Raw genomic sequence first — 13,137 nt, 5'->3', positions numbered from 1 at the left:
ATTCACTTTTTGAAGCTGTTCCCTGTGTGCGCTGTGGCCCCCTGCGTGCTCTGTGCGAGCCGTTCAAGCTTGCGACGGCAGCGCGGACTTACTTGTTCGCCTCGAGCAGCGCCCGCCGCTCCAGCGCGGTCATGCCGCGCGTGATCCAGCTCGGCGCCGGATCCCCCTTGAGGTAGTGGCCGAACCACTGGAGAATGCGCGCCTGGTAATCGCGCTGGTTCTCCTTCTTGGTGAGGCCGAGCCCTTCGCCCGGGTACTGGAGCAGCACGACCTGCTTGCCGGCGCGACGTGCGTAGTTGTAGAAGAGCGATCCCTGGCGCGGGTCCACGGTGCCGTCGTCGAGGCCGACCATGAGCAGCATCGCCTTGGCGGGCATGTTCTGCACGGTCGCGAGTGGCGAATTCGCGCGCATGGCGCGCTCATCTTCCCACGGCGCGACTTCCATGCGGAACTGCCCCGTCTCCCAGTGGTCGAACTCGGCGCTCCCACCCTGCCAGTGGAGCTGGCCCGCGAAGCTCACCATATCGGTGATGCCGGAGCCCACAACGGTGGTGGCGAAGAGCTTGGAGTGGGTGCCGAGGAAGGCGGCTTCGTAGCCGCCCTGTGAATGGCCGACGTGGCCAATGCGGGCCGGATCGACGTGGCCCTGCGCGAGGACGGCCTTCACCGCTCCCTCCACCGCGTACTGCGTGCCCAGTCCGGGCTCGCGCGGGCGGAAGACGATATCGGGATAGAGGACGAAGTAGCCGGCCTGGGTGAACAGCGTCGTGTTGTAGTAGTTCGTCTGATTCGGCGCGACGTAGTTGTGGAGCCCGTCGCTCAGCCGCTCGTACGTGTACACGATGAGCGGATACTTCTTGCTGGCGTCGTAGTTGGCCGGGTAGTAGAGAATCCCCTGCAGCTTCTGCCCGATCGTGCTGGTGAAGTTGACCAGCTCCACCTTCCCCCAGGCGTAGTTCCCCTGGAACGGATTGGTGGCGGTCATGGCCTTCGCCTGCGCCAGCGACGTACCCACGTAGGCGTTCGGCGACTCGGTGTAGGACCCGCGGACGTACGCGTAGATCGGCGCGCTGTCCGCCTTGACCAACGCGCGATACGAGGCGTCGCCGTACACGAGACGCTCCACCGTCCCGTTGGCGACACGCGCCCAGCCGCTGGCCTTGGTGTGGTTGTTGAACAGCGAGAGCGTGATCGGTGCGCCGGCATCGATGGCCCGCTCGGCGGCGCTGGCGCCAAAGCCGGCGAAGGTCACCACGCGATAGGTGAGGTCCTCCTTCGCGCCGTCGGTCAGGCGCGTGGCGCTGCTGCCGTCACTCGCCACCTGCCAGACATCGTGCATGGTGTTGAGGAAGAGGAAGCGCCCATCCTTGGACCACGCCCCCGGCGCAAACTGATGCGGAATGGGGTTCGGATGATCGTCGTCGTGATCCACAAAGTCGGCCTTGCCGGTCTTGGTGAGCGACGCCGTGATATTCACCGCCGTGCCCGTAGTCAGGTCGCGAACCCAGTAATCGCGGCCATCGCCCCATGCCACGCGCGTCCCCGACGGATCTCCCCCGAACCAGTGCCCCGTGCGCGTCACGATCTTGGTGCGCTCGCCACTGCCGGTGTTGATGGCGTACACATCGGTCACGTTGCGGCCGAACTTCATTTCCCAGGCGTAGCTCTTCGTGTCCTGCTCGGTGACGAAGCGGCCACCCTCGAGCAGCGCGCTCGCCTCGTTCAGCTCCTTGGTCAGCGGCAGGAGATGATTGGGGGCGATGTGCCACGCCGCGATGACCGTGCGGCGCAGGTCGGCTGCTTCCGACGCCATCTGCTGGCGGAACATGCGCACATCGTTCGTGTGCCACACTTCCACATCGCTCGGCTTCTCGTCGCTCTTCTTGAGCGCCTTGTCGGCGGGTTCGCGCTGGCGCAGCCCCACGAAGAGCGTGCGTCCGTCGGCCGACCAGGTCGGGCGACGGTAGTCGGTGATGCGCATGTCGGCGGGGTAGGCCACGGCCTTGCCGTCGAGTACGGCCGGTGTGCACGTGCAGGCGGTGCTCACGTTGGTGAAGAGCTGCACCGCGTAGGTGGTGTCGCGGAACGCCTTGTCGGGCTTGCTCTGCATCACGGCGAGCTCCGCCGCACCCTTGCGCCACGCGAGCGCGCGGAAGGGCGTGCCGCCGGTCGCCAGCACCTTGAGCGTGTTGGTCGACGCATCGTAGAGCTGAACGCTCTGTCCTGTCGGACCATCGCCTTCGATGGTGAGCGCGAGCAGCGCGCCCCCACCCACCTGGCCGTCGGCCCACAGCTGCTCACTCGCGTTGCTGAAGGTGAGTCGCGTCCCCCTGGCGAGATCCCACACCAGCACGTCGCTCACGCGCTTCCCCTCGGCGGGGTAACGCGTCATGGTGGCGAAGCGGCCATTCGGGCTGAACGAGAACGCCTGAATGTCGCTCTCCTGCAGCAGCGTGCCGGTCGCGAGGTTGCGGAGCACGGCGCTCGTGCGCACCGGCTTCTTGGCGGCGGTGAGGCGATCCCGCTCCTTGGGCGAGACCCCCACGAGGTAGCCCACCCACGCGTTGGTGGCGCTGAAGGACGGCTGGGTGGCGAAGGGCACCACGATCGTGGTGTCGCGCGGGCCACCGCGGAGCTGCAGCTCATTCTCCTCGTTCACCCGGCTGATGCCGGAGGCGAGCCAGTCGCCCTTGGGGGAGAGGCGCACCGCGCCAAGGGTCTGCCACTGGCCGTAGTCAGCCGGCGTCAGGGTGGGCTTCGACTGCGCCGGCAGCAGCGCCGGCGCAAGGAGGAGGAGCGCGAGAGGGAGTCGACGCATGATTGGGCGCGAGAGGGGGACGGATAGGGGAAGGTACTGCGCGGTTCGGCGTCGCATGCTTTAGGTCTCCGCCTGTGGACGTCGGATGTCGATTTCGGACCACTATGGAGTTGGGAGTCGGGATTCTGGTCGGAAGTGGGGGTCGGAGTGCCGGGGCCGATCTACCTGCTGGCGACGCCGGTGCCGCTGGACCGCGGTTCAGCGTGGCCCGTGGCGCAGCACGCTCCCGCCGAGGGCACTCCGACCCCCACCTCCGACACCAATCCCGACTCCCGATTCCATAGTGGTCCGAAACCGACCTCCGACATCCGACTCCGGAACGGCAAGCCTGTCCGACGACTTCCCCCTCCCCGTAGCCAATTCCCCGACACCCTCCCGCATCCCTCCATCCGAAATTCGACCCAGAGACCCCCGGTCTTCCCACCCCCACCGTCCTCCCGGAGTGCCCAGATGAACATCACGGCGATGTACTGCAGCGGCTGCGATCGCGATGTCGCGGTCGTCGTGACCGATGGCGCCCCGGACGACGCGCAGGCCAATGTGACCGGTAGCGAGGTGGCCTGCCTGGAGGTCGGGACCAACTGTTCCGGCTCGCTCTGCCCGCTGGGCGCGGCGGAGCCCAGTGCCATGGTGCACCGGCTGATCCGCCACGGCCTCCCCACCGATCAGCTGACGCGCGTCACCGGGCACTGCGAGAGCTGCGACTTCGAGGTCGAGTTCGCGCTGGTGGGGGAGAACAGGGCGAGTTGTCTGGTGTGCGGGACGACGAGGGCGTGGGACGTGGCGTTGTAGCAGGCGAACTGACCGAGGAGGGCGCTTGAACAGCGGAACCCCCGAGAGCTCAGGGGGGAGAACGTCAGGGGAAGGAGCTCAGGACTGCGGTGGTCCTGAGCTCCTCCCCCTGATCATCTGCCCCCTGAACTCTCAGGGGTTGCCGTCCGCCCGCACCACCCTGGCCTACGGCGTGATCTTCCGTTTCCGCATGAGCGCTTCGATTTCGTCGATCTCCCGCGGCACCAGCGAGATCCGCTCCAGCCCGCGCTCGGTGATCACGTAATCGTCTTCGATGCGCACGCCGGTGTTCTGATAGCGCTGCACCGTGCCGCGCACCTTGGCGATGAACGCGCGGTTCTTGGGCGTATCCGGCAGCACATCGAGCGCCCGCGTCGAGATGTAGATGCCGGGTTCGATCGTGAACGCGTCGCCCACCATGAACGTCGCGTTCGCGCCGGTGCCCTGCATGGGGTCGTGCACGGCGAGCCCGATGCCGTGCGTGATGCCGTGGATCATCCACAGATTCGCCTGGCGGCACTGCATTGGCTGCTGGGCGCAGTCCACGCGCCAGGGCGGATCGAAGCTCGCGGTATCGCTCTCGATCAGCCCAAGCGCCGCGAGGCCCCGCGTGCGCACCGCCACGCTGGAATCGGCCGCGGCGCGCACGCTGATCCCGGGCTTGGACATCTGCTCGGCCACGTTCTGCGCATCGCGCACGAGCTGATAGACCTGCCGCTGCTCCTTGGTGAAGGTGCCGCTCACGGGGATGGTGCGCGTGATGTCGGCCGCGTAGCCACGGAACTCCGCGGCGGCGTCCATCACGACGAGATCTCCCGCGCGCACCGGGTCGCTGTCGCGCATGTAGTGCAGCGTGGTGCCGTTCTGTGCGGCGCCCACAATGGACCCGTAGGCCGGCCGCTCGGCGCCGCGGCGCGTGAACTCGTACTCCAGGGCCGCGCGCAGCTCGTATTCGTGGCTCGGGTTGGCGGTGAGCATCGCCGCCTTGTGCCCTTCGGCGCTGATCTCCGCCGCGCGCCGGATCAGCGCCAGCTCCGCCGCACTCTTCTTGGCACGCAGTGCCAGCACCTGCGGCATCCCGTTGCGGATGGCCAGCTGCGGATACTTCTTCGCCAGCGTCTTCACCGCTTCCTGCCCACGCGTGAGCGTGTCGTTGGCGGCAAAGTCCATCGTCTCCACATCGGGGATGTGGTAGAAGGGGAGGCCGGTCGCGGCGAGCGAGTCCAGCACGCGCGCCAGCGACGCGTACGGGCGCCCCGGGATGCCGTAGCGCGCCAGGCTCGTGGCCGAATCGGTGCGCTGGCCGTAGTAGAAGGCTCGGCGCGGATCGAGCGCATCGTGAAAGAGCGTGGCCTCGCCCGTCTTGTTGCGCACCACCATCACGAACGCCGCGTCGGGCTCGTTGCACTCGGTGAGATAGCGGAACGCCGAGAGCTGATAGAAGGTCGAGAAATCGTGCACGAGCGCGCGGCCACCGAAGGCCAGCACGACGCCATCGCCAATCCGCTCGGCCAAGGCAGCGCGGCGGGCGGCGAGTTCGGTCGGGGCGAAGGCGGTGGGCTGGGCCATGGTCGGCGCGGCCCACGCGGCCGCGGCCAGGGCGCCGCCGGCAAGGAATCGAGGGAAGGGGGGCATGGGCGAACGGTAGCGCGCCCGGCTTCACTCCGTAAACCGGTGGCATCCGTCCCTCTTAACAGCGGCTCGTCCCCGTCGTCTAAAACGGCATGACGGTCCCAGCCATTGGGCGCGCCCTCCTCCTCGCCGCCGCCCTTCTCTCAGTTCAGGGGTGCGGCGGCGCTGCCGACGCGACCCCCTCCCCGACCCAGCCTGCTCCCGCACCGGTGCCCCCGACCGGCAGCGCCGGCGGCTTTACCGGCTCAGTAGTCCTCGGCTCACCCACAGCCACGAGCATCCGGGCGAACGTCTACGCCCCGACCCAGGGCGGGACCGTTGAACTGCTGGTGGGGACCGCCCCGAACTTGTATACGGTGCGGTCGGCCGCCACGCCTCTCATCGCCGACCGCCCGGTCGAACTCGCGCTCGACAACCTCCAGCCGGGCACCCGCTACTTCTATCGCCTGCAGCTGAGTGGGGCGACCACGGGCTACACCGCCGAGGCGTCGTTCCGTACGGCCGCGCGCGCGGGGCAAGCCTTTCGCTTCGGCATCCAGGGCGACTCCCACCCCGAGCGCGAGCGCTCGCAGTTCGATGCGGGGCTCTATACCCGCACGCTGACCGCCGCTGCCGCCGACAGTCTCGACTTCTACGTCATGCTCGGCGACGACTTCAGCATCGATAACCTGAACCCGGCGACGATCACCGCGGCGCAGGTCCGCGAGCGGTACACCCTGCAACGACCGTATCTCGGGGTGATTGGCGCGATGTCGCCGGTCTTCCTGGTGAACGGCAATCACGAACAGGCGGCGCAGTATCTGCTGGATGGCACGCCGAACAATCCCGCCGTCTGGGCACAGACCGCGCGGAACAGCTTGTACAGTCAGCCGGCGCCGGATGCGTTCTACAGCGGCAATAGCGAGGTGGTGCCGAACATCGGCCTGCTGCGCAACTACTACGCGTTCACGTGGGGCGATGCGCTCTTCGTGATGATCGATCCCTACTGGGGCTCACCCGTCTGCGTGGACAACCCGTTCTTTGGCGGCGACAAGCGCAGCGATTTGTGGACGGTCACGCATGGGGACGCGCAGTATCAATGGCTCAAGACGACCCTCGAGCGCAGCACCGCGAAGTACAAATTCGTGTTCGCGCACCATGTGATGGGCACCGGGCGCGGGGGCATTGAAGTGGCACGCCTGTACGAATGGGGCGGGCGCAGCCCGAATGGCGCGACGGACTTCGCCGCAAAACGCCCGACGTGGGCGGCGCCCATTCACCAGCTCTTCGTCACCAACAAGGTGACTGCTTTCTTTCAGGGACACGATCACATCTGGGTGCAGCAGCAGCTCGACGGCGTGATCTACCAGTCGCTCTCGGAGCCGGCCGACCCGAACTACTCGCTGTTCAACGCCGATGCGTACGATACGGGCGTGAAGTTCCCCAATTCCGGGTACACGCGCGTGAGTGTCGCGCCCACCGGCGTCACCGTGGAGTACATCCGCATGTATCGCGCCGCGGACGAAGGGGCCGGGCGCACCAGTGGCACCGTCGCGTACCGGTACACGATCCCATGATGCCCACCCGGCTCCCCTCGCTGGCGGCGCTGCTCTGCCTCGTCGCGTGTGGCGGTAGCGCGCCCCCGACCACCACCGGGCCGACCGCGCCCACGACCCCAACGACACCGACGACGCCCACGACGCCGGCCACGCCCGTGCCGCAGCCCGCGCCGTCCGATGGGTTTCTCACCGCCGTGCCGGTCATGGACTTCAACGTGGTACCGGCACGCCCGACGAGTACGACCATCACGTTGAGCCTGTACTCCGGCATCGATCGCACGGTGACCATCACCGTCCCCGATGTGAATCGGACGCTGTCGCAGGCGCTCACGGCGGGGACGACGAGTCTCGTGGAGCTGACGGGCTTGTCGGCCGGGCGCACGTATGCCTATCGCATCGACGGGCCGTCGCTCACGTATCGCGGCCAGTTCCGCACCGCCAAGCCAGCGGGCACGAGCTTCCGGTTCGTCATGCAGGCCGACTCGCACCTCGACAACAACAGCGATCCCAACGTCTATACCAATACGTTGCGCAACATGCTGGCCGACAGCGCCGACTTCCTGATGGATCTTGGCGACACGTTCATGTCGGACAAGTACGCCAACTTTCAAAACGCCGACGGCCAGTACTACGCGCAGCGCCACTACTTCGGTCTGACCGGGACGCAGCTGCCGCTCTATCTGGTGCAGGGCAATCACGATGCGGAACTGGGATGGCTTCCGGCGAACGCCACGTGGGCGGCCGGGCAACGGCTCAAGTACTTCGCCCCGGTGGTCGCGAACACGTTTTACAGTTCTGCGCCATCGCTCCCCACCCCGCGCAACTACTACGCGTTCCGGTGGGGCGACGCGCTGCTCATCGCGCTCGATCCCTACCAGTTCACCATGACCAAGCCCAGCGGCAACACCAGCCCGTGGGCCTGGACGCTGGGCAAGGAGCAGTACGACTGGCTGCAGGGCGTCCTGCGCAGCAACACGGCGCCCTACACGTTCGTGTTCCTGCACCATCTCGTCGGTGGGAACGGCGCCGAGGCGCGCGGCGGCAGCGAAGCGAGTGTGTTCTTCGAGTGGGGCGGCCGCAATCTCGATGGCAGCAGCGGTTTTGCCGCGCAGCGTCCGGGGTGGTCGATGCCGATCCATGATCTGTTGGTGCAGTATCAGGTCTCGGCCGTCTTTCACGGACACGATCACCTCTATGTGAATCAGCAGCGCGACGGCATCCGGTATCAGGAAGTGCCGCAGCCTAGCTTTGCGCGCGAAAACTCGATCGCTAGCGCGGTGGACTACGGCTATCTGTCCGGCGTGCTGTTTGGCAGTTCGGGGCACCTGCGAGTTACGGTGACCCCCGCCAAGGCCACGGTCGAATACATCCGATCGCGACTGAGTACCGGCAACGGCGCTGTCGTCGATGCCTACGATATTTCCCCGCGCCGGCCATGAGCCGCGCTCTGCACGGAGGTCCGCCTATGCGTCGCGCACTCCTGACCCTGTCTGTCCTGGGCGCGTGTGGCGGCTCGTCCGCCAAGACCACACCATCGACGCCGACGACACCCACGACCCCGACCACGCCCACGACGCCGTCGTCATTGGCGCTGGCGAGCAGTGACATGGCCAACGCCACGCTGCCGGTGACCTACACCTGCGACGGCGCGGCCACATCGCCGCCGATCAGCTGGTCTGGCGCCCCCACGGGCACGGTGCAGTACGCGCTGTTGATGACCACCATCCCCACGGCGGGCACCACGAAGTACAACTGGGTGCTCTACAACATCCCCGCCACGGTCACGCAGATCGCGGCCGGCACGAGCGCCGGTACGGTGGGCCAGGCGGACGATGGCGCGGGCACGAATTACGCGCCGCCCTGTTCGCAGGGCCCTGGGCTCAAGCAGTACACCTTCACCATCTACGCGCTCTCGGCGGCACCGTCGCTGGGGGCGGCCACGCCCAGTCAGGTCAGCGGTGCCGTGCTCGAAGCCGCGTTGGCCAGCGTCACGCTGGCCAAGGCCTCGCTCTCGGTGGGCGTGACGCGGACCGCCGCGATGATCAACTGCGGCTATGTGCGCGCCTCGCTCGAACCCTATCGCGTGGCCAACAGTCTCGCCGTGACGTGTGATGCCACGTACGCGAGCATCGCGACCTTTGGCATTCAGGCAAAGCACGCGATGATGAACGGCATCACGGCCACCAATCAGCAGGTGCCGATTCCGCAGAACTTCACCGGCACGAACGCGTGGCGCATTCCGCTCGTCCCGGTGGTCGCGACTACCAAGACGGCGGCGCTCGACGGACCGATCGGCATCGCGATCAATGGGGTGCCGATCTTCAACCCGTGCAAGCAGGGCGGCTGCTCCGGACCTGGGGGCGGCGACACCAAGGTCCTGGGCGAGCTGGATCTCTGCAACGGACACGCGGGCCGCGCGGATGACTACCACTACCACGCGGCCCCGGTGTGTCTGATGAGCGATCAGGGCACCGCGTACTGGGATTCGCATCCGGTCGGCTGGGCGCTCGATGGCTACGCAATCTTCGGCTATCGCAATCCCGATGGGACGACGGCCACGCGCGATGGCGTGTGCGGGGGGAACACCGTCACGCACGCCAACGCGCCCACCGGCTACGCGTATCACGTGACCGACGTGAGCCCGTACGTGCTGAGCTGCTTTCATGGCGTACCGAGCCCCGATCTCGCGGGACAGGCGGCCAAGTACTCGCCGATCCGCCCACCGGGGACGCCCATGGCGGCCACGAACATGACGCTGCAGGCCAACGCGACCTCGTTGGCGGTTGGAGGGACCTCTACCATGCAGTGGCAGAATGCCGGCAAAACGCATCAGGTCCGGTATACGCGTACGGCTACGGCCTGCTGGACCTTCACGTTCCTCACCGATGGCGTGACGACGTCCACCGCCGACTACTGCCGGCGATGAGCACACGCCGTATCGTGCGCGGCGGGCTGCTGCTGCTCGGGCTGCTGGCGCCCAGCGTGGTGCCGCTGCGCGCGCACGAGCTCGAGGAAGCCAGTGTCGCGCTGGTCGTACGCCCCGATGGACTCGTCGAGGCGCGGCTGATGGTGCCGTGGGCGACGGTGCTTCAGCAGCGCCTGGCCCCGCGGCTCGATCCGATCGCGTTGCTCACGCAGCTCGTCAATCAGCCGGCCGCGTCGTTCGCGCGCACGGTGGAGACGCTTGAAGCGGAGATGGCGCGTGAGCTCCGGCTCGCCGATGCGGGGCGAGGATTGCCGTTCGCGCGCTGGCAGTGGCCCACCCCCGCCGTCATTCAGGCGGCGTTGCGCGAGGAGCTGATGTCTCGACTCGCCGACGGGGCGGCGTTCCGCCATGCGTCGCGTCTGGCCGCCACGGCCAGCGTGCGCCCCACCGCGCCGGCCGCGCAGGCGCGTTTGCTTGTGCCTGCACTCCTCGGGCCGGTGCTGCTCACCGTGACCCATCCGATGGAGCAGCTCATTCCGCGCGGCAGTCCGTCAGCGCCGTTCCCCATGCGCCGCTAGACCACCGCGCGAACGATCGGCCGATCAGCGCAACGAGATCCCCGTCACCTTCGCCATCGCCTGGATCTGCTTGCCGATGGAATCGGCCGCCGCGAGCTCCTTCCGGGCCACGCGGATCTGCCCGACCATCTGCCCGGTGGCGACGTACGCAAACGGAATCATCACACTGGGGCCGTCCACCCATCGCGACTGCTGCAGCAGGGCCGCGGGGGCACGATAGCGGCGCCACAACGAGTCGGCGGCCACCGGGTCGATCGCGCCCTGTGGCGACGGCAGATACGCCGGATTCTGCGACGCCGGCGCGTTCACCAGCTTGGAGGTGAGGCCGTTGGTGACGGTGTAGTCGCCGAGCCCCAGCGAGTTCGCGTAGCCGCCAATCGAGAAATGGATGGGTCGCGCGGGGTAGTGTTCCTTGATCATCTGGAAGACCATCAGCTGATCGCGGGAGTACGCCCCGGCGGGCACGGTGGCCCGGATGCCGGCATGCTCGAAGGTGGCCGGCTGCTGCAGCTCCACGTACGGCGGCACGGTGCTCGGGTCCTTCACCACCGTCTTGGCGAACCAGTCCATCGTGAGATACGGCACGATGGCAATGGTGACATCGGGGCGGACGCCTTCGACCAGCTGGGCGTACCACACCGGGAACGAATCGTTGTCGCCGTTGGTGATCAGGATCCCGTTCGGCTCCACGCTGTTGAGCAGATCCGCGGCCCACTCGCGGGTGAACGTCTGGCCATTGCGTGGCGCCGCATCGCGATTGAGCAGGAGCGGCACCAGCGCGAAGGCCATCAGCGCGCTCGAGAGCTGCCAGCCCTTCACGCCGTCGCTGACGCGCTTCGCGATGGCCTGCCACACCGTACCGAGCCCGAGGCCGGCCCAGAGCCCCCAGGTGGCAAAGCTCCACAGATAGAAGTAGTCACGATCGCGCACTTCGCGGTTGACCGTGTCCCCCAACTCCGGCGCCTGTGAGGCACCGTACTTGAAGTTGAGATACACAATGAGCGCGGGCGTCAGTGTGAAGATCAGCGGCCCCACGAACGCGAACGAACTCCGGTCGCGCTTCCAGTGCGTCACGCCGCCGATGAGCCCGAGCGCCAGGAAGATCACGGCGAGCGCGGCCTGCAGCCCGGGGTACGCCTGCGCCGCATCGCGCATCGTCTGCCACGAGAAGTAGAGCCACCACATGCCGAACTGCGCGCCCAGTGGCGCCATGCGTTCGGCCACGGCGTGTCCGCCATACTGCTCGCGGCTGATGTTGCTCATCAGCTTCGCGTAGGTCTCGCTGCTGAACGTACAGCCGATCTCCGGCTTCCCGGCGCAGGCCGTGGGTTCGCCCACGTTGATCGCCGGGTGATACGCCGCGCGAATGGGCTCGAACAGAAACGGCGTGAGCCCAAGGAACAGAAAGCCGGCGGCACCAAGCAGCGTCTTCCAGCGCAGCAGCACCAGTGGCCGCTGCCACAGGATGAACACGCCGAGCGCCGGCAGCGGCAGGAAGCCCGCCGGATGGTTGGTGTAGCCCAGCCCGCAGAGATACGCGATGCACCAGAGGAAGACCGTCGCGCGCGTGGCGCGGCTGTCGCTCGCTTCCGCATCGCGCCAGCGCAACGCAAGCCACGCCACCAGCGCGAGGCCGAGCATCGCCACCGTGTAGACCTTCTCGTTCACCACGCTCTGGTTCCACACCGTGAAGCAGGTGGCCCCGAGCCAGCTCGCGGCAATCGCGGTGGTCGTGCGCACCCACGCCGGCATCCCCCAGCCACGAAGCGAGCGCCACGCCACGAGGAACCAGAGCGCGGCACTGGCGGCGCTGGTGGTGGCCGCGAGCAGGTTCACGCGCGCCGCATACGACACGGGAATGGGCAGCAGCGCAAAGGTGTGCGCGAGCAGCACGAACCCGGGATTCCCCGGGGGGTGCGGGATGCCCAGGATCTTGGCGGCGGCGATGTACTCGCTCGTGTCCCACATCGCGGTGGTGGGCGCCAGCGTCGCGACGTAGAGCGCGAGCACCACGGCAAAAAGCGCGGCGGCCACTTTGTACGGCGGTGTCTCGGCCTCGGTCGCGCCATCGCGCGTCGCGAGCAGCAGGGCGCTGGGGATGCCCACCGCATAGCCCAGGGTGAGCAGGGCCGCGGCGAGCGACGTCCCGCCGTTCCAGAGCAGGGTGTAGCCGGTCAGTACCGCAAGCAGGCTCGCCGCGCCCACCAGCATGGGCGCGGAACGCAAACGATCAGTCATGGAATCCCGAGTCAGAACGAAGAAGGCGGGGAAACGGAATCAAGAGGGACGGCGCGCGACGCGCCATCCACCACCACCCGCAGCGCGACCATGTCGCGCGGCACCAGCGCCCGCGCATGCCACTCCTCGGCGCCGGCGCTGGTGCGCACCAGCGACGCCTGCACCCGTGCGTCGGCGACCGTGATGATGGCCTGCCCGATGTGCGGCCCCCGCAGCGCGAGGTCCACGATGCGCAGGGTGTCGAGCAGGCGGGCGCCCACCCGGGCCACGAGCGAATCGCCATGCACGCTCCCGGCCACCGGGATGACGCTGTCGCCGCGCACCAACGCTTCGGCTTGCACAGCGGCGCGCCACGTCAGCTCCTCGCCATGGCGCACAGTGAGCATGAGCGCGAGCACGGCCGTGACGAGCGCCCCACCCATCCCGGTGAGCGCGCCGCGGCGACGCCACCGTGACACGCCGTGCGCCATCCGCGGCGCGGCGACCCGGCGGGCAGGCATCGCCCGAACCGCCGCCATGATGGCGGCGCGCGCATCGGCGCGACTGGCCACCGGGGCGCCCAGCGCATCGCACATCCAGTCGGGGAGGGAATCGGAATCGGGCCGGAAAGTCATG

At 67.8% G+C, this 13,137-nt stretch carries 9 protein-coding genes; 5 read left to right on the top strand and 4 right to left on the bottom strand.

Translation table 11 applies throughout. The features are described 5' to 3' along the window. Positions 1-88 precede the first annotated feature (88 nt). Positions 89-2,818 carry a prolyl oligopeptidase family serine peptidase gene (locus K2R93_02660; GenBank protein ID MBY0488722.1) on the bottom strand — a complete coding sequence of 910 codons (2,730 nt, stop codon included), beginning with the start codon at positions 2,816-2,818 and terminating at the stop codon, positions 89-91. A gap of 450 nt (positions 2,819-3,268) precedes the next feature. Between K2R93_02660 and K2R93_02655 the strand changes: the two genes are divergently transcribed. After that, positions 3,269-3,610 carry a hypothetical protein gene (locus tag K2R93_02655; GenBank protein MBY0488721.1) on the top strand — a complete coding sequence of 114 codons (342 nt, stop codon included), beginning with the start codon at positions 3,269-3,271 and terminating at the stop codon, positions 3,608-3,610. Positions 3,611-3,775: 165 nt separating this feature from the next. On the opposite strand, the gene K2R93_02650 is transcribed toward K2R93_02655, so the two are convergent. Further along, on the bottom strand, positions 3,776-5,245 hold the full coding sequence (locus tag K2R93_02650; GenBank protein MBY0488720.1) for an aminopeptidase P N-terminal domain-containing protein: 1,470 nt from the start codon (positions 5,243-5,245) through the stop codon (positions 3,776-3,778). Between the two features lie 89 nt (positions 5,246-5,334). Between K2R93_02650 and K2R93_02645 the strand changes: the two genes are divergently transcribed. Genes K2R93_02645 through K2R93_02630 form a run of 4 tightly spaced genes read left to right on the top strand, consistent with a single transcriptional unit; the run spans position 5,335 to position 10,284 of the window. After that, the gene (locus K2R93_02645) at positions 5,335-6,798 is read left to right on the top strand and encodes a metallophosphoesterase (protein MBY0488719.1); all 1,464 of its coding nucleotides are present in this window, start codon (positions 5,335-5,337) and stop codon (positions 6,796-6,798) included. Beyond that, positions 6,795-8,219, top strand: coding sequence for a metallophosphoesterase (locus K2R93_02640; protein MBY0488718.1), 1,425 nt, complete (start codon positions 6,795-6,797; stop codon positions 8,217-8,219). Before K2R93_02645 ends, K2R93_02640 begins: the two co-directional genes overlap by 4 nt. 26 nt (positions 8,220-8,245) lie before the next feature. Beyond that, a complete protein-coding gene (locus K2R93_02635; protein ID MBY0488717.1) occupies positions 8,246-9,706 on the top strand; it encodes a YHYH protein in 1,461 nt (486 codons plus the stop codon). Further along, positions 9,703-10,284, top strand: coding sequence for a hypothetical protein (locus K2R93_02630; GenBank protein MBY0488716.1), 582 nt, complete (start codon positions 9,703-9,705; stop codon positions 10,282-10,284). Before K2R93_02635 ends, K2R93_02630 begins: the two co-directional genes overlap by 4 nt. Before the next feature lie 24 nt (positions 10,285-10,308). Here the strand turns inward: K2R93_02630 and K2R93_02625 are convergent, their stop codons facing one another. Both K2R93_02625 and K2R93_02620 read right to left on the bottom strand, forming a co-directional pair. Beyond that, the gene (locus tag K2R93_02625; protein ID MBY0488715.1) at positions 10,309-12,522 is read right to left on the bottom strand and encodes a DUF2723 domain-containing protein; all 2,214 of its coding nucleotides are present in this window, start codon (positions 12,520-12,522) and stop codon (positions 10,309-10,311) included. 11 nt (positions 12,523-12,533) lie between these two features. Continuing rightward, positions 12,534-13,136 (bottom strand): hypothetical protein, encoded by a 603-nt coding sequence (locus K2R93_02620; GenBank protein MBY0488714.1) that lies wholly within the window; start codon positions 13,134-13,136, stop codon positions 12,534-12,536. Between the last annotated feature and the right edge of the window lies 1 nt (position 13,137).

The organism is Gemmatimonadaceae bacterium, assembly GCA_019752115.1.
GTDB lineage: Bacteria > Gemmatimonadota > Gemmatimonadetes > Gemmatimonadales > Gemmatimonadaceae > Gemmatimonas.
This window is presented reverse-complemented; position numbering and strand designations above follow the sequence as displayed.

What these genes read in the sequence shown, in the direction of transcription:
- K2R93_02655 (MBY0488721.1), top strand. Translation starts at nt 3,269, where the DNA reads ATGAACATCACGGCGATGTACTGCAGCGGCTGCGATCGCGATGTCGCG.
- K2R93_02640 (MBY0488718.1), top strand. Translation starts at nt 6,795, where the DNA reads ATGATGCCCACCCGGCTCCCCTCGCTGGCGGCGCTGCTCTGCCTCGTC.
- K2R93_02645 (MBY0488719.1), top strand. Translation starts at nt 5,335, where the DNA reads ATGACGGTCCCAGCCATTGGGCGCGCCCTCCTCCTCGCCGCCGCCCTT.
- K2R93_02620 (MBY0488714.1), bottom strand. Translation starts at nt 13,136, where the DNA reads ATGACTTTCCGGCCCGATTCCGATTCCCTCCCCGACTGGATGTGCGAT.
- K2R93_02660 (MBY0488722.1), bottom strand. Translation starts at nt 2,818, where the DNA reads ATGCGTCGACTCCCTCTCGCGCTCCTCCTCCTTGCGCCGGCGCTGCTG.
- K2R93_02625 (MBY0488715.1), bottom strand. Translation starts at nt 12,522, where the DNA reads ATGACTGATCGTTTGCGTTCCGCGCCCATGCTGGTGGGCGCGGCGAGC.
- K2R93_02650 (MBY0488720.1), bottom strand. Translation starts at nt 5,245, where the DNA reads ATGCCCCCCTTCCCTCGATTCCTTGCCGGCGGCGCCCTGGCCGCGGCC.
- K2R93_02635 (MBY0488717.1), top strand. Translation starts at nt 8,246, where the DNA reads ATGCGTCGCGCACTCCTGACCCTGTCTGTCCTGGGCGCGTGTGGCGGC.
- K2R93_02630 (MBY0488716.1), top strand. Translation starts at nt 9,703, where the DNA reads ATGAGCACACGCCGTATCGTGCGCGGCGGGCTGCTGCTGCTCGGGCTG.